The following is an 18767-nucleotide window of genomic DNA, read 5'->3' as shown; positions in this document are numbered from 1 at the left end:
ATTTGTCCATCATTTCTCTCCTCAGTGTCAACGAAGTAACCTCTTGCCTAAAAGTGTGTTTTTTCTTTTTGTTTAAATTCCGAAAACTTGTAAATATAATTTATTCACTTTTCCCTTTTAAATATCCCATAAAATCGGATATTATAACCTTTGGCGGTACTTTCACATATAAATGCACTTGATCACTGGTTTCACTTTTTTAAATATTTGTATTCCTTCATTTCATTCCATTCACTCATGCATAGAATGGAGCTCAAATTAGAAGTCAACCTTTCAACATAATAGTGCAATCAATTTTTTTAATGTGCAACTAGCAGCAAAATTCTATTCTTTTATAGTATTATCTATCAGTTTTCAATTGATTTTTGTTCAATCTCTGTTAAGTTTCTAATCCAATTCTTTGAAAAAAATCTATAAAAACAACAAAACATTTTTACTATTTCCTCTATTGCTACTAATGCTACTATATAATAAATTGGCAACCTAAATATAAATGCTGAAATTAAAGCAATAGGAATACCAACAAGCCAAACTCCTCCAATATCTACTAACATAATAAAAAATGTGTCTCCACCTGACTTTAAAATACCCATTATAAATACTATATTTATTGCCTTAGCTATTAGTATAATAGCCATAACAAACAATAAATTATTTAAATAGGTTTTTGTTTCCAAATTGATATTATAAATCTCACCAATATTATTCCTTAGTAAAATTACTAAAGCTGAAACTACTAAAGCTAATACGCCTGAAATAGAGATGATCTTTTTTGAATAATTTCTAGCAATATCATTTCTATTTGAACCAATACTATTACCTATTATTATGGAACTAGCCAAACCAATGCTTGTAAAAACAATTAAGCAAATACGTTCAACTGTACCTGCAATGCTATATGCTGCAAATGATTCAGTGCTAATATTTCCATAAATTGCACTGTACATATTAACTCCTAATGCCCAACCAACACCTTGTCCAACTAGTGGTATTGTAGTTTTTAGGTATCCTATAACTTGTATTTTTGTAAATTTAAACATTTCTTTTAATGAACCAATTATAGGACATTTTTTGCAGTAACCTAAAACAATTATTGTTTCGACACCTCTAGAAATTAAAGTTGCAATTGCTGCACCTTCAACACCCATCTTAGGGAATATACCCCTTCCATATATCAAAAAGTAGTTAAGCACCGAATTTAACACAACAGCAATGATACTAGCTATAACTGGTATCTTTATATGTTTTGTACTTCTAAGCATCGAACTATATACCTGAGTTAGTGCCAACATAATAAAACTAATAGAAACAATTCTAGTAAAATTTGTTCCCATCTCTATTACCTGTGGTGATTTGCTATAAATACTAACAATATCTTTACTAAAAATAATAATTAATGTAGAGAAAACTATAGATACTAAAACTGCAAAAACTATTCCAATTCCTAAAGTTGTATTTATTTTTTCTAAGTCTTTTTTACCCCAAAATTGTGCTGTATATACCGATACTCCATCAGCAAGTCTAAAAGCTAATATTAAAAACAAAAAATATATTTGATTTCCAACACCTACTGCTGCTACTTCAGTCTCTCCCAATTGTGCAACCATATACATATCAATAAAACTAAGTGATGAAGAAATAACATTTTGTAGTAAAATCGGGAGTACAATAACAATAAGTGTTTTTAAAAATTTTTTATTAGTTTCTATTTTACATAACATAATCAATATCCTTTTCTATTAATTAGTACAGCCATAATTCATCTTTAGTAAATTTTAGGTCCTTAAACATAAATGGGAAAATAAAATGTAGCAAACACTTTATCTTCCTACTAGAATATTTATAATACATGGATTTAATAAGAAATATAATAGACTTCAATGAATTTTGATTTTTATTTAAAACTGCTAAAGTATAGTACTTCATAGCTAATTTTTCATTAGAAAATTGAATAAATCTATCTTTATTTAAAATTTTAGTTGAATTTTTAACTAACTTCTTAATTGATTTAATCATTTCACACTTATAAATTCCACAAAAAGTTATTTTATTTGCAATATTTTTATTAAAAAGTTGCTCAATTTCAAGAGCTCTTCTATCAATAAAATTATGTATGTTATCTTGGCCTTGATTATAGATAAAATGATAATTTCGAATTAAGCAAAATGAATGCTCGTGAAAAATTCTCATAGCGTATTCATAGTCTTCACTAGCTAAAAGACTCTCATTAAACATACCAACCTTTTTTACAACATCTTTTTTAACAACCATAGTGTTAGTGTGAAAACAATACAAGTCATATATATTAGTATATTCAAAGAAATCAGGTGCCGGAAAAATAATCCTTTCATTTGTAATATCCAGATTCATAGCTTTTTTAGCATTGTTTATTCGTACCAAGTCCTCAGAACTACTTAAATATTTATGCTGATTTCCATTAAGATCTTTTTCAATCCATAGTGAAAAACACACATTAACATCTTCTTTTTCTAGAAAATAAATACTTTCTTCTATGTGATTATTAAACCATTCATCATCTGAATCTAAAAAAGCTATAAAATTACCATTACAATTATTTATCCCCAAATTTCTTGCTGCAGCCGGTCCCTTTTTACCATTGTTCAACAAGTATTTAATTCTGTCATCTTTTTTTGAATAATCCATAACTATTTTTTTTGTATTATCGGTACTTTTGTCATCTACAACAATTAATTCCCATTTATCATATGTTTGATTTAGAACTGAATCAATAGCCTTTGATATCAATTTTTCTCTATTATATGTTGGTATAATGATACTAACTAATGGTCTATCATTCATTTTTATAACCATTCCTTTCGCTTCGCTCAATGCACAGAACGTAATGAAAAGGTGCTTTTGAGCTTTATTTTATAATCATGCCCATATGGCTTACGAATAACTACAAACCATGGGGAAGTGAGTCTCTGTCTGACTTGTAAGATGACATTATTTTTATATGTGTAGACCGTCTATTTTAACTTCAATTTTATAAAAGCCTTTTGTTTTTATCAGCACCCTGATTAAATAATATTATTAAATGAACCGTATTTGCATGCGGCTCACTCTGTTAAGAGTATCCTCAGCAGTTGTTAGTAAGCGCGTCCGTAACGATTCTAACAGACTTGAGGATATTTGTTTTATGCTTTTATTCAGCTCTCTTATTTTTAGCATCATCATCCATTTCTGCCTCAATATCATTCAATATCCTGTGGTTATAGCCGATTTCATTAATCAATTTGCAATTTTTATTTGCATCTCCATCAAGTGCTTTCAGTATGTCGAACTCCCTAGCAACACTACCTTCCTTGAACCTTAGAACTAATTTCCACTTAATTTCCATCATCTCTACTCTCCCATAACTGCTGATATTGGTGACTTTCATCCTTTATAATCATCTAATTTTTATACAGTCTTGGAATTGATTTTATCAGAGAATTATTTACTTATCAGAGCTTTGCAAATAGCAATCTTGCTCCAAAAGTATTTGAGGATATGTTTCCTAAAATAAAAACTCATCAAAGGGTACGTTCATTTCTAGGAGGGTGGGAGATTCTTAAAGCACTAGATTCAACTGTCATAAGTGTTTTTACCTCAACTTTTTCTTTGGCCCAGATACAGAGAAAAGAATGCAGAGTTGAATATTCTAAAAATTCCATTCAATAAACTGCAAAAATTCAATAGTAGTAATTTTATTAATTTCTCCCAAATTTGTAATGTTATTATCTGTACCAAGTTAGCAAAGTTTAACTTACTATCATTACTTAATAAAAATAAAGCGATTTGATAATTTACTGTTTTTGTATTAATTTTTCATTACAATACATAAATAATGTCCTCCTCTAATTGACTTTGGCTAACAAAACCTCAATCATTACAAGAGGAGGACTTTTATATCATGGGCATCATCTCAAATCCTACTATTTAAGTGTCCATTAGATTGATGTTAATAAACATAATGAAAGCCAATCGATTTAGTGTTGTAAATCCTTATCGTGATATTTATGGATTTACAGCAAGTTACGCCAAAGAAGTCTTTTGAACATTGATACCATTTTCCTTCAAATATCTGATTTTTTCATCATTATTGGTTAGTAAACGAATTGAATGAATATTCATCTCGTTCAATACTTCAACCACAAATGCATAATCTCTAGTATCTTCAGGAAAACCTGCCATCTTGTCGGCTTCATAATTGCTCAATTGATATTTTTCCTGCAAATAATATGCTTTGGCTTTATTAAATAACCCCATTCCTTTTCCTTCTTGTCTAAGGTAAAAAAGCACTCCTTGCCCCTCTGAAGCAATTCTTTTTAAAGACTCTTTTAATTGACTTGCACAATCACAACGTATTGATGATAATACTTCACTCATAAAGCACTCAGAATGAATTCGTACTAGTATATCATTCAAACTTAAATGATCTTGATTTAAAGATACAACTACTGGCATTGTTCCATCTTTTAAAATAAATACCTGTGCTTTGAAAAGAGCATATTCTGTGGGGAAAGTAAATATTTCTGACTTTTTCAAATAATTATTCGGCATTAATAACATCCTCGTATCTTATTTCATTTATAATCATAAACTTTCAACATACATGTTGTTGCAATTATTTATAAATAAACAGTATTCTAATAGTAGAAAGAATTATTTGATATTCGTGAAATAATTCTCCACCATCAGAATTTAGAAATTTTAGCTCGAAAATAAAAATTTTTTTTAAATAATGAAATTACTATTTTGTGCAAATTTGCTAACTAATAATTCTACATCAGCTTTTACTTCAGTCAGTTTCGAATCATCTTCTGCATGTAATGCAGTTAACCTTATCAATTCAGCTATTTTGACCATTTCGTTCTCTTTCATACCTAAAGTAGTAACTGCTGGTGTTCCAATTCTTATTCCGGAAGGATTCCATGGTTTAGCATCTCCAGGAACTGTATTTTTATTAGTCACAATTCCAGCAAATTCTAATCGTTCAGCAAACCAACTTGCATTCTTTACAGAAATACCATTTTTATTGTTTATAACATCTAAAAGAATTAGATGATTTTCTGTTCCATCTGAAATCAGTTTAAAATTGTATTCTTTTAATTTTTCTGACAATACCTTTGCATTTTTAACAACCTGCTGTGTATATGCCTTATATTCATCAGATAAAGCTTCTTTAAATGCAACAGCCATAGCTGCAATTGTATTCATATGTGGTCCGCCTTGCAATGCTGGAAAAAGAGCTTTATCTACTTGGGGACCATATTCTTTTTTGCATACAATAATACCTGCTCGAGGTCCCCTAAGAATTTTGTGTGTAGTAGAAGTAATTACATCTGCATGTGGAAACGGATGTGGATGCTCGCCAGTTACACATAGACCAGCAATATGCGAAATATCTGCTAATAAAATAGCACCTACTTTTTTTGCAATTTTTCCAAATCGCTCAAAATCAATCTTTCCCGTGTATGCAGTAGCTCCAGAAATTATAAGCTTTGGTTTGTACTTTTCAGCCAATTTTTCAATTTCATCATAATCTAGTTTTCCATCTTCATTTAATTTATAATGAACAGCATTGTAATAATGACTGGTAACACTTACTTTGTGTCCATGAGTCAAGTGCCCACCAAAATCAAGGGCAAGTCCCATCAACGTGTCACCAGGCTTTAAAAAAGCTCCTATCACTGCAAGATTGGCAGGTGCACCGCTGGTAGCCTGTACATTAGCATGATAATCTGAGGGAATATCTGTAAATAATTCAAGTGCTCTTTGGATAGCTAGTTTTTCAATTTTATTAGTATTTTTCTGACCTTGATAGTACCTTCCATTTTTATCAATTAAGACACCTTCTTTCCAAACATGTGGATATCCTTCGGAATACTTGTTTGTAAAAGATGAGGCTAATGCCAATGCTACCTGAGCAGACACATAATTTTCAGAAGGAATAAGAGAAATAGTATTCCTTTGCCGATAGCTCTCTGCAGAAATAATTTCTGCCACCATCGGATCATAAGAAGCAATTAATTCATTTATTTTGGAAAATAACTCTTTGTTTTTCATATCAACAGTACCTTTTCTACAATTATTATAGTTTTTCTAATTTATGAATATTTATTTTTTTAATTTTAACATTTCTTCATTTAAAAGCTTACTACCGATACTTATATAATCTTTAGAGATGTCAACACCAATAAAACATCTATTATTTCTAACACAAGCTAATCCAGTAGTGCAAATGCCAGCAAAAGGGTCCAGAACTTTACCTTCAACTTGACAGTAATTTTTGATCAATTCTTCTATTAATGCTACAGGCCATGCAGCTGGATGCAATGGTGTCTTATATGGAGTAAATGTAAAACCTTCTCCTATTTTAAATTCCTCCTTTTGATTAGATTTTTTAAAAATCATAAACCATTCCGTAACAGAGTGAACATGAGAATCTTTGCACACTTTACCTTCTTCCCATTTTTTGCTTGTAAATAATTCACCATCTAAAGATAATTTAAACCATGGATGTACTGAAATAAGTGAAAATCCTATATTTTTTAAAATTGAACTGTAAATTTTCGGATAGTACCAGACTTCGTTTTTAGTTTTTATATTTTCTGGAATATTCACTATACAATATGCATCCATTTTTAACTTTTCATAGCATTCTTTGAATACATTTTTTATAAATGTTTCATATCCATAGAGGCTTTTATCATCTGATGAACCTGTATAATCTGTTCCAATATTATATGGAGGAGATGTTATAACTAGATCTAAAGAATTATTTAAAATGAAATTAAGGTTTTCACTAGATGAAACCTTTAATTCGAATTTGTCTTTAAGTGATGAAATATCCTGCTTCACCTAGATTCACCTCTTTTTTTCTAGTAACTTATCAATATAATGGTCTTGGTTGTGTAAAACCACTTCTTGGTCATTGTAATCTATACTAACCGCTTCTGAAAATTTTGAGCAATATCCACAAACAGAACAAGGTTGATTTCTACAACTCATTTTAACAAAACGATCAATAAATCCATCTAATTTTGAATTGTCAATAAAAGGTTTGAATCTAAAATCTATTTTATGTTCCTTTGGAATTGTTATCCAATCCATTTTTTCAATATCAATTTTTTCAGAATTGCGCTCAGGTTCTAACTCTCCATTGCCTTTATTCAAAGAGAAAAAACTCATTAAATCAGCTAGATTTCCTGAATATTTTCTGTTTATATATGCTTTCGCTGCTCTTTCAATCCAATTGACAGATTCTTTTCTGTCAACCAATTTAAAAGAACTAATGCCAATTTCCTCGTAAACCTTTATATCCTCTGGCCTTATCCACATAGCCCTAATAATATTTGTAGGGTCTTCAAGCATACTTTTCCTACATTGGGAAGTGCAAAAACTTACATGATTCATCTTTGCGTCTGAAAGAATACTTTGACTTGCATATGAAGTAATCTGATTATGGTAATTATTTAGATGACAAGAAGGTAAGCAAGGATCATTGACCAATAGTTGAAGCTCCATATTTGAGTACTTTTTCATTTTCATTAATGTCTCAAAATCTCTATTTATATCTTTCGATAAAGTAATATGGTCAACACCTTCTTGCTCCCATAATAGTAACTGCTTTAAATCGTTGACACGAGCAATAACAGATAGGCTAATTTTTAAATTTGGAAAATATTTTTTACAGAATTTTATAAAAAATGGATTGCTGAATGTTACCATATGCACTCCAATTTCTTCCAGCCACTGCAATTTGTTATACAACTTCCTTTTCACATCATCTGTAAATTCCAAATTAGAAAAACAATTTCCATTCAATATATAATTAAACTTAATGGAATTGCGTTTGATTTCCTCGACAAATTTTTTTAAATTTTCCTGGTCATATTTACCAATATTAGATCGTCCTCCACCAAAAGCCTCTTCTGAAATCTGCCCATAAAACATGCAGATCTCTTTATCTCTCAAATTGTCAATCAAAGAAATATCACCATTAAAAGGTACACTTAGTTTCATAATAATTTCCCCTTATAAAAAGTATAAATATTATTATTATTTAAAATTTTGACAATAATAACAATAATATATTAAATTTAAAACAGTCTTCCTGTCAAGTATTTTTTTTACTGTAAATACTTTGAATCTTAAAGTCTAATTGATTATCCTAAAAAGCTATTTCTGACTTCCACACACCCTGGGGCTTTTAAAAACTCTTCTCTTTTTTAATATTGTAAAACACCAAATCATAATATCTCTTAATAGTATTCTCTAGTTCTAGCAAGTTAACGTTCCTTCCAACTCTGATTACTTCCTTACCATCAACATAAAGTATCAATAATGGAAAGGAAAAAACATTATTTAGTGCTGCTAATTCTATTTGTTCTTCACCATCAATATCAATAAGTTTTACCTTAGGATAAGCTTCTAATATACTTTCAACCTTATTTCTGATAACATCACAAGCTCCACAAACCTTATTGCTAAAATATATAATGATTATTTCATTATCACTAATAAGCTTTTTAATATCTTCATTACTATTTATTTTCAACATCAAAGCTCATCTCCTTACTCATTAAGTTCCCTGTCATCAATAATATCATTAACCCTTTGTATATAATCAATATTTCTTTCGTAATCCATTTTAAAAATGCAACTAAAGACAACATCTAACATGTACTGCATTGCAATATGAGATGTTATCATTGTCTAATTTCTATATTTCTTATTCCAATTATCTTGCCATTGCTGAAAACTTAATCCAGTGACTTCTTCTAATGTTTTTCCATCTAAAGAACTATATGCTCCAACAATATCTTCATTAGGATAAGAATAACCTCCAATAACTTTACTGTCTGATAGCATGATATTTACCGCTACTCCATTTTGCACATTTTTATCTTTCTTTTCTAGAGGATGGTTTTTTACAATAAATCCATATATAATTATTTCTTTACCAAAATAGCTGTCTGGTCCTACAGTTTGTACACCCCATGATTGCTGATATGGAATTGTTTCTGTTCCTCCATGAAGCTTACTTTTTTCTAATACATATTTATTTATTTCTCCTTTTGGGGTAATAATATCATAGCCTTGAGCTTTAACAAAATCTTCTGCTATTTTTTCATCTCCTACAGCTTTTCCAGTACCCCCTATAAGACACGATAACATTACACCAATTAGAACCAATAATAATTTTCTCATAAAACCCATCCTCCATTCATATTAATTATATCCATATATACAAATAATAACATAAATTTAAAACTATCCCAGGTTAATAAGCAAAATAGGTTCTCTTCTTTTGTAAATATTATGCTTAATAGTTTTGCACCTTAAAAATTACTAGCTCCAGCCCAAAAGCTGCCTTTCCAACTTATCAAAGTCATAAGTTCTTTGGGTATAATCACCAAAGGTTCCTGCATAACTTTCTTGATTTTTCTTAGGTTTCTTCTTTTCCTCCATCTCAAGAATCAGCCTATCATATTGCTTTCTCAATGCCTCAGGAGACAATATATTCTTGTACCAAAAATGATGTTTCTGGGAAAGATCGATTATGATTTTTACTTCTTCAAAGTTTCGTTGATCTTTTTTTAGGATAAGCTTAAAGGTCTTAGCCCATTTCTCTAAGTTTGGCTCCTTTGCTTTTGGATTATTGTTTTTTATATGCTTAAAAAGATACTTGGCTAAAGTAAGTTCCTCTGATTCTTTAAAATCGGAGGTATATATATCATTATTACTTTTAAAGTCATTATTATTATTAAAGTCATTATTTAATAGCACAGGATTTTTCCAGTTCGGTAATTCTCCATTTTGGTAAAACTCCATTTCGGTATTTTCACCAGTATGGTTTTTTCCCATTTCGGTATTTTCCCCAGTATGGGATTTTCCCATTTTGATGTTTTTAACTTTATGGAGAGTTCCTAGTATATCAGCATTTTCACTGGTATACTGTTCCTCATCTGTATACTTCTTTGCAACATTATACTCTCTTTCGCTAGCATACTCATTTGTACTGATATACTCTTTTTCACTGCTATAGGTTTTTCTACTATTATAATCTTCTTCAACTTTGTTCTCTTTTTTATCGGTAACTTTAATTTCTTCTTCCACTGCAGCAGCTATACAACTCCTTAATTGAATTTCTTCATATATAGTAAAATCGTTACAAGGTGCTTGTCCCACATTATCGTTTACAATTAACTTGCCGTAGCTTTGTTGACCAATTGTCATAGCTCCTATAGATACATCAACCTTAGATATATCTCCTTTTGCAGCTTCAAAGATATCATAAGCATAGCCACCAAGAAACTTACCATTTTCTCTTTTTCGCGATCTTTTTATGTATCCACCTTCTATCAATTCCTTTATTGCAGAAGAAATAGCTGCTTCTTTGTCCTTTGTGTGCTTCTTTATTTCCTCTATATAAAATTCCCAAGAATCTGGTTTACTAAGAAAATAGCACATAAGCCCTTTTGCTTTAAGACTTAATCTATTGTCGTTAACGAATTCTTTATTGATCATCATAAATGGATTTTTATCATCCTTATTCACTCTAAAAATAGCCATAAATATTCTCCTCTTCTTATCAATGGACCGTTAAGCACTCAGGGTTAGATGATTATTAGCAAGACTATAATTTATGCTTCCATGATAATTCATCCCAAGTCATCCATTAGAATTTTTCATTAAGTATTTATGCACTAATTCACAATTTGTCTAGCTTTGATGAATTTTTTTATATTTATTTGCATATAAAAAGCACACCTCAATAAATTTGAGAATGTGCTTTTACTTTTATTCTTTTTAATATAAATATCTTCATCAAGGACAAACATGATTCTTTTAGAGAAAGCATAAAGAAAATATAGCTACGCCTTTTAGATTTTAAGATGAACCTGAAATCTTATAATATATTTTAACTGTAGCCTTGTATTTCTCAACAGAGCTTCATAATTTTTAAAGTGCAGCCATAACAATTATGACTGCACTTCTAATTTTTACATCTTCTCTACTTTCATAGCTCTCATTGAATTTAATACAGCAAGTAATGTTACTCCAACATCCCCAAACACTGCTTCCCACATAGTACCAAGTCCCATGGCTACAAGAACTAATAAAATAATCTTAATTCCTAATGCAAAGATTATATTTTGCATTACAATACGTCTAGTCTTTTTCGCTATTTTTATAGCTGCAGTAATTTTTGAAGGTTCGTCAGTCATAATAACCACGTCAGCAGCTTCTATTGCTGCATCAGAACCAACACCACCCATTGCTATTCCTATATCAGCTCTTGCTAAAACAGGTGCATCATTTATTCCATCACCTACAAATATTAGTTTTCCCTTTGGTGACTTTTCTTTATCTAATAATTCTACCTTTTCAACCTTTTGATCTGGAAGAAGTTCAGCATAAACTTTATCTAACCCTAGTTGTTTAGCAACTTTGTTTCCAACGATTTTATTATCACCTGTAAGCATTACTGTTTTCTTAACACCTATAGCTTTTAAATCCTTAATTGCTTTTGCAGAATCTTCTTTAATCTCGTCAGATATTACAATATAGCCTGCATATCTTTTATCTACAGCTACATGAACTACTGTACCTATAGTTTCAATCTGCTGATAAATAATTTTTTCATTATTCATTAGCTTAAAGTTACCAGCTAATACTTCTCTGCCTGATACCATAGCCTTAACACCATAGCCTGAAATTTCTTCGTAGTTTTCTATTGAATCCTTAGCTATTTCCGTGCCATAAGCCTTCAATATAGAAGTAGCTATTGGATGGTTAGAATAACTTTCAGCATAAGCGGCATAATTTATAAGTTCATCACTTGTAAAATTATTTTGTGCCTTTACTTCTGTTACTTTAAATACACCTTTTGTAAGTGTTCCTGTTTTATCAAATACAATTATTTCAACATTGTTTAATGCTTCTAAGTAGTTTCCACCCTTAATAAGAATTCCGTTTCTTGAAGCACCACCTATACCACCAAAGAAACCAAGAGGTATAGATACAACTAAAGCACAAGGACATGATACTACTAAGAAAGCCAATGCTCTATATAACCATTGTGAAAATGTTGCCCCATCTATAACAAGTGGTGGTATTATAGCTAATGCTACCGCTGAGAAAACTACAATAGGTGTGTAGTATCTAGCAAACTTTGTTATGAAGTTCTCTGTTGGAGCTTTTTTACTGCTTGCATTTTGAACTAAATCTAATATCTTCGCGATGGTGGAGTCCCCAAATTCTTTTTCTACTTCAATTGTTAAAAGCCCATTTCTATTGATAACTCCACCTAATATACTATCCCCTGCGCCTACCTCTCTAGGAACTGATTCCCCAGTTAAAGCAGAAGTGTCCACCATAGAATTGCCTTCAATTACTTTACCATCTAGTGGTACCTTTTCTCCTGGCTTTACAACTATAATATCGCCTACCCCAACCTCTTCTGGAGATACTTTTTTAAGTTCATCACCAATTTTTAGATTAGCAAAATCAGGTCTTATATCCATAAGCGCTGTAATAGATTTTCTTGAACGATTAACAGCAAAACCTTGAAACATCTCTCCCAACTGATAGAAAAGCATAACTGCAACACCCTCTGGATACTGTCCAATTGCAAAAGCTCCAATAGTTGCTATACTCATAAGGAAGTTTTCGTCAAACACTTGACCTCTTCTAATATTCTTTATCGCCCTTAAAACTACTTCTCCACCTACAAGTATATAACTTATTAAAAATAGAGTTAGTTCAATATAACTTGAAAGATTCAAAACAGATGCTACTACAAAAATCAATGCACTAGCACCAAACTTAATCATATCTGACTTATTAGATTCATCATGATTATGCTCATGAGTTTTGTCTTTCGCTCCCCTATTATTATTTTCAAGTTCAATTACTTTCACATCTGGCTCAATTCTTTTTACAATTTCCTTAACTTTCTCAATAATTACATTTTGTTTAGATAGGTTGTCTATTTCTAAAATAAGCTTTGTATTAACAAAGTCAACTACAGCAGACTTTACGCCCTTTATATTGTTTGATTCTCTTTCTATCTTAGCTGCACAGTTACCACAACAAAGTCCCTGAAGTTTAATTTCTTTTTTCAACACTTTATTTGATTGTTTTTCTATTACTTTAACGTGTCCCTCTATACTTTGGACAACTTCAGTAATTGTATCTACTAATCCATCTGTTTTATTTGTTCCATCCAGCTCTACTGTTAATGTTTTTGTAACAAAATTAACACTTGCTGAGCTAATCCTCTCTAAGGTACTAAGTTTGTGTTCCATTTTTGCTGCACAATTTGCACAGCCAAGTCCTTCTAAAATAAATTCCCTTTTAACAGTAGCTTTTATATTGCTCTGTGAAGGTGTAATATTCTTTGGTACTAACTTTATATTACTTTTACTAGGATTATTAACTACCTTCCCCATACCTTTCATCCCCTAACTCCAATTAGTTTTTTTCATCTATGTGAATTAATCCTTGATCAAATATACGCTTAACATGTTCATCTTCTAAAGAATAATAAACTACTTTACCATCTTTTCTATACTTTACAAGTCTTGCTTGTTTTAGAACTCTTAACTGATGTGAAATTGCTGATTGATTCATACTAAGCAATGCTGCTATATCACAAACACACATCTCAGCTTGAAATAATGCACATATTATCCTAACTCTTGTACTATCTCCAAGCACTTTAAACAAATCTGCTAAGTCATAAAGCTTTTCCTCTTGTGGCATATTTGCTTTTACTTTATTAACTACATCCTCATGTATGATGCTACAATTACAACTTTCAATATTATTTCTTTCTTCCATAAAAAGTTACCTCATTATCACTATAATATATAAACATCTGAATAACTGTTCATGTATTCATTATATGCATCTCTATTATTTATGTCAATAAAATAATGAATTTTTCCATAAATAAAATGCATTTCCTTGATATAATGGTATAATTTTAAATACATGTAATGTAATACAATGAAAAATTTAATCTTTGACGGGTGAAATTATGAAAAAACCGAAAAAATCTTTTATTATCCTTGGAGTTGTAATATCAATCGTACTTATACTTACATATCTTATATCCCCTAAAAGTGGTACACTTGATGATTTAGCCTTTAAAAACATTTCAAAAGAATCTATAAATGAAGTTGTTATTTTTAAAACTGGGAATATGCGTAACGAAACAAGTATCAAAGATACAGAAAAAATTAACGATATAATATCTAGATTCTCTAATTTAAATGTATCAGAATATAGAAAAGCAGTGCCTATCAGCTATAAAAATCAATATATGATTGTTTTTGATGCTAAGGTAAATACACCTGTTTTAATGTTTTTATATGATAATGGATACATTGAAATGAGACTATCTGATCAAGGTAAAACTAGAACCTATAAAATTACAGATACCTTTGATATAGCTTATATAGAAAGCCTTATTTCATAAATTAAAATTTAATAGTATAGAAACTGTGATGGTTCAGGTGTTTATCACCTTGACCATTTTTTATTCTCTAGAGAGTATTTTTTTGGATAAACTAAATTAAGACAGCTCATTTGTAAATAGTAAAAGTAACACTTAAAGCTAAAGAACATACAATGTTAAATATAGAGAATTATAAATATAATAGTTGAGTTTATGTTGATTATCCTCAGATATGTTGACAGTTTATAGATAGTTATATATATTGTATTTATAGAGTATATAGATATCCATCTATGCGTGAGGTGATTTTGTGAAACCACAATATGAGGAAAATGCAAAAATTATTAAAGCACTTTCAGATCCAGGAAGGCTTAAAATTATTGATATATTGTCCTGTGGTGAAAAATGTGCATGTGAAATACTAGAACAATTTGAGTTTACTCAGCCAACTCTTTCACACCATATGAAGGTTTTAAGTGACTGTGGACTTGTTGAAAGCAGAAAAGAGGGACTGTGGAATTATTATTCTTTAAATAATTCCAATTGTAACAAGCTTATATTATTTCTTATGAACCTTGTGACAGATACAGAGGAATGTGTCTGCAAGAATAAATCAAAATATCAATGTAAAGAGAAAAGAGGAGATTAGATTGAGTAATAAAACATCGAAATTATCATTCTTAGATAGATATCTGACTATTTGGATATTTGCTGCAATGGCACTAGGAATATTACTTGGATGGGCAGTGCCGTCACTGTCAACAGCATTAGCAAAACTATCTGTTGGAACAACATCAATACCTATAGCAATTGGACTTATTGTGATGATGTACCCGCCTTTAGCTAAAGTAAATTATAAACAACTGGGAAAAGTATTTAAAAATCCTAAGGTTCTAGTATTATCCTTAGTACAAAACTGGTTTATTGGACCAATTTTAATGTTTATATTAGCCTTTGTATTTTTAAAATCTGATTCTGAATTAATGACTGGACTTATTCTTATAGGTCTTGCTAGGTGTATAGCTATGGTAATTCTTTGGAATAGCTTAGCCGATGGAGATAACGAATATGCCGCAGCACTAGTTGCTTTTAATTCTATATTTCAGGTGGTATTTTATTCTATATTTGCTTACTTCTTTATTACAGTGTTACCACCTATTTTTGGACTTACAGGATTTGAAATTCATGTTTCAATGGGAGAAGTAGCCACCTCTGTTGCGATTTATCTTGGAATACCATTTTTATTAGGAATGGCTACTAGACTTATATTAGAACCTAAAATGGGAACAGAGTGGTATACTAAAAAATTTATTCCTAAAATAAGTCCTTTAGCATTAATAGCATTATTGTTCACAATCATAGTAATGTTTATGTTTAAGGGAAAATATATTGTAGACTTACCTCTAGATGTTATTAAAGTAGGAATACCTCTTATAATTTATTTTATAGCAATGTTTTCTGTTTCCTTCTATATTAGCTATAAATCAGGAATTGATTACAATAAAACCACTACATTATCCTTTACAGCCGCAAGTAATAATTTTGAACTAGCAATAGCAGTTGCAGTTGCAGTCTTTGGCATCGAATCGAAAGTAGCTTTTGCAGCTGTAATAGGACCATTAATTGAAGTTCCTGTGATGATAGCCTTAGTAAATGTTGCATTGTATTGGGGTAAAAAGTATTTCTCATACTATAAAAATAGCGATGTTAGATAATATTTAAAATACCTTATAAAGAAATTGTGAGCGTCATTAAAAGCTGTAAGCAACGGTTTTAATGACGCTTACAGCATTATAGAAATATAGGTTTAATGTGATAAATTAACTTTCTTATACATTACCAAGCTGACTCTATTTAAATATTTTTTCTTACACATTGCCAAGCTGAACTCTATTTAAATATTTCTGTGCCACATTTTCCGCCTCTCTCATAAAATCAATATCCGTCGGTGGATTCTCAAGATTATACCTGGGGAAATATCTTGAAAGGTGCAGTGGTATATCCTTATCTATGGAACTTAGAAATTTTGCAATTTCCTCTACTTCTTCTAGGTTGTCATTCTCACCACTTACTAGCAAAGTGGTTACCTCCACATGGCAAGCTTTTGCTGCTATTTCAATGGCTTTTAACACAGGCTCTATTCTTCCACCACAAAGATTTTTATAATACTCATTATTAAAGCTTTTTAAATCGATATTCATAGCGTCCACAAAGGGAAGAAGCTTCTTTAATGGTTCCTCGCTAAAATATCCATTGGTAACAAGAACTACTGAAGCATTAGGATTGGTTTCCTTTAATAGCTTTGCAGTCTCATAAACATATTCATACCAAATACTTGGGTCATTGTAGGTAAATGCTACGCCAATGTTGTCCTCCATAGTTAATATAGTTTCAACCAATTTTTCACTGGTAACATACTCACTCTTAGCCTTGTATTGAGAAATGCTATAGTTTTGACAAAAGGAACATCTAAAATTACAGCCAAAGCTTCCTACAGAAAAAATGTTGCTATGAGGTTTGAAATAATAAAGAGGCTTTTTCTCAATAGGGTCCAAAGCTGCGGAAGTAACTTCTCCATAGTTTATGGTGTAAAGAATCTCATCTTCATGGGTCCTTACATTACACTTACCAAAATGTCCATTTTCTATTACGCAATTGTGAGGACATAGAAAACAATGAATTTTATCCTTGACCTTTTCATAAAACATAGCTTCCTTTTTCATATTTTTAATCCTCTCTATGCCTTATAACCTGGAACTTTTCTATGTTATATTGTTCATAGGGATCTATTCCAGCTTTATCTAAAGCAATATCCAACTGCTGTTCTACAGTGTCTACCCCTTCAAGGTCTGGAAGCAAAAGTCCTCTTCTTTCTCCAAAACTTACGATTACCCCATACTCCTTTGGATTCAACTCTACAAACTTAGCTGGCTCAGGTTCTGTTAATACATCTACAGAAAAAACTATGTCATCAAGTTCATGCTCTTCCACCTCGTTAAATCTTGGGTCATATATCCCAGCTTGAATAGCATTTCTCATAATTTCTTCCGCTACATTATCTGTTGCAGGAAAAATAGTTCCAATGCAACCTCTTAAATTTCCGTTCTTTTTTAAAGATACAAAAACCCCTCTTTTATGGCTAAGCATTTCCTCCGTTACATAGTCTGGAGCTTCCGCAAGTTCTTCTCCTGTCTTTAAGTAAGTAGTAAGACTATCTATGGCAAGCCTCACATAAGGATCTTTAAGGATTTCTCTTTTTTTATGTAGTTCTCTACGTATTGACTCCAGGTCGTTTAATTTAGATGAATCCTTATCCATAACATTAAATCTCATAACTCCATACCCCACTCCAAAAGTGCCTTCATAACTTAGAAGTTCACCGCTAAATTTTTTACCATCTAAGGCACCTAATAAAATAGCTGTAGAACGCCTACCACATTCACCAGCCTTATCTATAACTTTTTTATCTATACCAAAAACACCTTTTACATCACCATTTTGCAGATAATCAAGAAATTCTCTATCAAACTTCTCACCAGCAGGATCAAAACCATAAGGTCCATCATCTTTCAACCTATGAGACAAATCTCCACTGGCTATGAATACAGCTTTTTCATTCAACTCTTCAACAGCTTTACTTATGAACCGTCCAAACTTATATAAATCAATATCACTTAATTCCGTATAAGTAATATGCACAAGCTTGTAGCCGTTAAAATACTTATTTACAAAATATAAAGGCACTATTGCCCCATGATCTAAAGAAACAGAAATATTATATTTACTTAAAATCGAGTCCGTTGCTAGTACCGAAGCTATTCCTTCTTCATAAGCCATCTCAAAAATCTTGCTTGTAAGAGTTTTATTGATCTTGAACTTCATGGTAACCTCAGGAACTCTAAAATGTTTTAAGTCTCCTTCAATTTCGTCCTCATAGCTAAGAGCTATGGCATCTTGAAACATAGTGCCATGTGGCGTTATAAGTACAATTGTATCTGGTGCTCTTACGGCAATTTCCTTTCCAATAGCGTGAAGACTTGCACTGGTAGCCGAAATCTTTTTTTCCTCTCCTTTTCCTACTTCAGGAACAACAATTGGAGGATGAGGAAGAAGATAAAATCCTTGAAAACTCATATAAATCACCTCGTTTTATATCTGTTTTAAGATTCTTATGTAAATCCCTTAAAACTATATAGTTATGTTAATAAAAATTCAAACTTATATGTTTCTTTTAATATGTACTATTTTAAACCTTTCGATACTTTAATATTCTTTTTATTCAGACATATTG

General features: G+C 30.9%; 18 protein-coding genes. 3 read left to right on the top strand and 15 right to left on the bottom strand.

The genetic code is table 11. The annotated features are described in order from the left end of the window. Window positions 1-100: 100 nt before the first annotated feature. The 13 genes from CLOCEL_RS22725 to CLOCEL_RS05170 form a co-directional block, all read right to left on the bottom strand. Window positions 101-178 carry a hypothetical protein gene (locus CLOCEL_RS22725; protein ID WP_157629760.1) on the bottom strand — a complete coding sequence of 26 codons (78 nt, stop codon included), beginning with the start codon at window positions 176-178 and terminating at the stop codon, window positions 101-103. Window positions 179-347: 169 nt separating this feature from the next. Then, window positions 348-1721, bottom strand: a complete 1374-nt coding sequence (locus CLOCEL_RS05225; RefSeq protein WP_010076345.1) for an MATE family efflux transporter — start codon at window positions 1719-1721, stop codon at window positions 348-350. A 22-nt stretch (window positions 1722-1743) separates the two neighbouring features. Next, a complete protein-coding gene (locus CLOCEL_RS05220) occupies window positions 1744-2850 on the bottom strand; it encodes a glycosyltransferase family 2 protein (RefSeq protein ID WP_242655223.1) in 1107 nt (368 codons plus the stop codon). Window positions 2851-3166: 316 nt separating this feature from the next. After that, entirely contained in the window at window positions 3167-3364 is a 198-nt protein-coding gene (locus CLOCEL_RS05215; protein WP_029169262.1) for a hypothetical protein, read from the bottom strand. Window positions 3365-4038: 674 nt separating this feature from the next. Next, window positions 4039-4566, bottom strand: coding sequence for a GTP cyclohydrolase II RibA (gene ribA / locus CLOCEL_RS05210; RefSeq protein ID WP_010076348.1), 528 nt, complete (start codon window positions 4564-4566; stop codon window positions 4039-4041). Between the two features lie 174 nt (window positions 4567-4740). Continuing rightward, on the bottom strand, window positions 4741-6072 hold the full coding sequence (locus CLOCEL_RS05205) for a serine hydroxymethyltransferase (protein ID WP_010076349.1): 1332 nt from the start codon (window positions 6070-6072) through the stop codon (window positions 4741-4743). 51 nt (window positions 6073-6123) lie between these two features. Continuing rightward, a complete protein-coding gene (locus tag CLOCEL_RS05200; protein ID WP_010076350.1) occupies window positions 6124-6867 on the bottom strand; it encodes a DNA-methyltransferase in 744 nt (247 codons plus the stop codon). A 6-nt stretch (window positions 6868-6873) separates the two neighbouring features. Then, a complete protein-coding gene (locus CLOCEL_RS05195; RefSeq protein WP_010076351.1) occupies window positions 6874-8031 on the bottom strand; it encodes a U32 family peptidase in 1158 nt (385 codons plus the stop codon). Window positions 8032-8218: 187 nt separating this feature from the next. Then, window positions 8219-8569 carry a thioredoxin family protein gene (locus tag CLOCEL_RS05190; RefSeq protein ID WP_010076352.1) on the bottom strand — a complete coding sequence of 117 codons (351 nt, stop codon included), beginning with the start codon at window positions 8567-8569 and terminating at the stop codon, window positions 8219-8221. Window positions 8570-8724: 155 nt separating this feature from the next. After that, the gene (locus CLOCEL_RS05185) at window positions 8725-9219 is read right to left on the bottom strand and encodes a hypothetical protein (protein ID WP_010076354.1); all 495 of its coding nucleotides are present in this window, start codon (window positions 9217-9219) and stop codon (window positions 8725-8727) included. A 141-nt stretch (window positions 9220-9360) separates the two neighbouring features. Then, window positions 9361-10584, bottom strand: coding sequence for a helix-turn-helix domain-containing protein (locus tag CLOCEL_RS05180; protein WP_010076355.1), 1224 nt, complete (start codon window positions 10582-10584; stop codon window positions 9361-9363). Between the two features lie 431 nt (window positions 10585-11015). Then, window positions 11016-13466 (bottom strand): heavy metal translocating P-type ATPase, encoded by a 2451-nt coding sequence (locus CLOCEL_RS05175; protein ID WP_010076356.1) that lies wholly within the window; start codon window positions 13464-13466, stop codon window positions 11016-11018. Window positions 13467-13488: 22 nt separating this feature from the next. Continuing rightward, window positions 13489-13857, bottom strand: coding sequence for an ArsR/SmtB family transcription factor (locus CLOCEL_RS05170; RefSeq protein ID WP_010076357.1), 369 nt, complete (start codon window positions 13855-13857; stop codon window positions 13489-13491). Window positions 13858-14056: 199 nt separating this feature from the next. Here CLOCEL_RS05170 and CLOCEL_RS05165 point away from each other — a divergent pair, with 199 nt between their 5' ends. The 3 genes from CLOCEL_RS05165 to arsB all read left to right on the top strand — a co-directional run bounded on the left by CLOCEL_RS05165 (window position 14057) and on the right by arsB (window position 16191). Beyond that, window positions 14057-14497 carry a hypothetical protein gene (locus CLOCEL_RS05165; RefSeq protein WP_010076358.1) on the top strand — a complete coding sequence of 147 codons (441 nt, stop codon included), beginning with the start codon at window positions 14057-14059 and terminating at the stop codon, window positions 14495-14497. Window positions 14498-14786: 289 nt separating this feature from the next. Then, the gene (locus tag CLOCEL_RS05160; RefSeq protein WP_010076359.1) at window positions 14787-15125 is read left to right on the top strand and encodes an ArsR/SmtB family transcription factor; all 339 of its coding nucleotides are present in this window, start codon (window positions 14787-14789) and stop codon (window positions 15123-15125) included. Window position 15126: 1 nt separating this feature from the next. Beyond that, window positions 15127-16191 (top strand): ACR3 family arsenite efflux transporter, encoded by a 1065-nt coding sequence (gene arsB / locus CLOCEL_RS05155; protein ID WP_010076360.1) that lies wholly within the window; start codon window positions 15127-15129, stop codon window positions 16189-16191. A gap of 153 nt (window positions 16192-16344) precedes the next feature. Here arsB and amrS read toward each other — a convergent pair whose 3' ends face one another. Together amrS and amrA are read right to left on the bottom strand one after the other, a co-directional pair. Then, entirely contained in the window at window positions 16345-17199 is an 855-nt protein-coding gene (amrS, locus tag CLOCEL_RS05150; protein ID WP_010076361.1) for an AmmeMemoRadiSam system radical SAM enzyme, read from the bottom strand. Window positions 17200-17203: 4 nt separating this feature from the next. Continuing rightward, complete coding sequence (gene amrA, locus CLOCEL_RS05145) at window positions 17204-18610, bottom strand: AmmeMemoRadiSam system protein A (RefSeq protein WP_010076362.1); 1407 nt, start codon at window positions 18608-18610, stop codon at window positions 17204-17206. Between the last annotated feature and the right edge of the window lie 157 nt (window positions 18611-18767).

This window comes from Clostridium cellulovorans 743B (genome assembly GCF_000145275.1).
Lineage (GTDB): Bacteria > Bacillota > Clostridia > Clostridiales > Clostridiaceae > Clostridium_K > Clostridium_K cellulovorans.
The sequence above is the reverse complement of the archived record's forward strand: the minus strand, read 5'-3'. Positions and strand labels throughout refer to the sequence as shown.

Bases quoted from the DNA above. Each gene is read 5' to 3' on its own strand.
- CLOCEL_RS05205 (WP_010076349.1), bottom strand. From the start codon at position 6,072: ATGAAAAACAAAGAGTTATTTTCCAAAATAAATGAATTAATTGCTTCT.
- CLOCEL_RS05170 (WP_010076357.1), bottom strand. From the start codon at position 13,857: ATGGAAGAAAGAAATAATATTGAAAGTTGTAATTGTAGCATCATACAT.
- amrA (WP_010076362.1), bottom strand. From the start codon at position 18,610: ATGAGTTTTCAAGGATTTTATCTTCTTCCTCATCCTCCAATTGTTGTT.
- CLOCEL_RS05225 (WP_010076345.1), bottom strand. From the start codon at position 1,721: ATGTTATGTAAAATAGAAACTAATAAAAAATTTTTAAAAACACTTATT.
- CLOCEL_RS05195 (WP_010076351.1), bottom strand. From the start codon at position 8,031: ATGAAACTAAGTGTACCTTTTAATGGTGATATTTCTTTGATTGACAAT.
- CLOCEL_RS05215 (WP_029169262.1), bottom strand. From the start codon at position 3,364: ATGATGGAAATTAAGTGGAAATTAGTTCTAAGGTTCAAGGAAGGTAGT.
- CLOCEL_RS05190 (WP_010076352.1), bottom strand. From the start codon at position 8,569: ATGTTGAAAATAAATAGTAATGAAGATATTAAAAAGCTTATTAGTGAT.
- amrS (WP_010076361.1), bottom strand. From the start codon at position 17,199: ATGAAAAAGGAAGCTATGTTTTATGAAAAGGTCAAGGATAAAATTCAT.
- CLOCEL_RS05185 (WP_010076354.1), bottom strand. From the start codon at position 9,219: ATGAGAAAATTATTATTGGTTCTAATTGGTGTAATGTTATCGTGTCTT.
- CLOCEL_RS05180 (WP_010076355.1), bottom strand. From the start codon at position 10,584: ATGGCTATTTTTAGAGTGAATAAGGATGATAAAAATCCATTTATGATG.
- ribA (WP_010076348.1), bottom strand. From the start codon at position 4,566: ATGCCGAATAATTATTTGAAAAAGTCAGAAATATTTACTTTCCCCACA.
- CLOCEL_RS05175 (WP_010076356.1), bottom strand. From the start codon at position 13,466: ATGGGGAAGGTAGTTAATAATCCTAGTAAAAGTAATATAAAGTTAGTA.
- CLOCEL_RS05165 (WP_010076358.1), top strand. From the start codon at position 14,057: ATGAAAAAACCGAAAAAATCTTTTATTATCCTTGGAGTTGTAATATCA.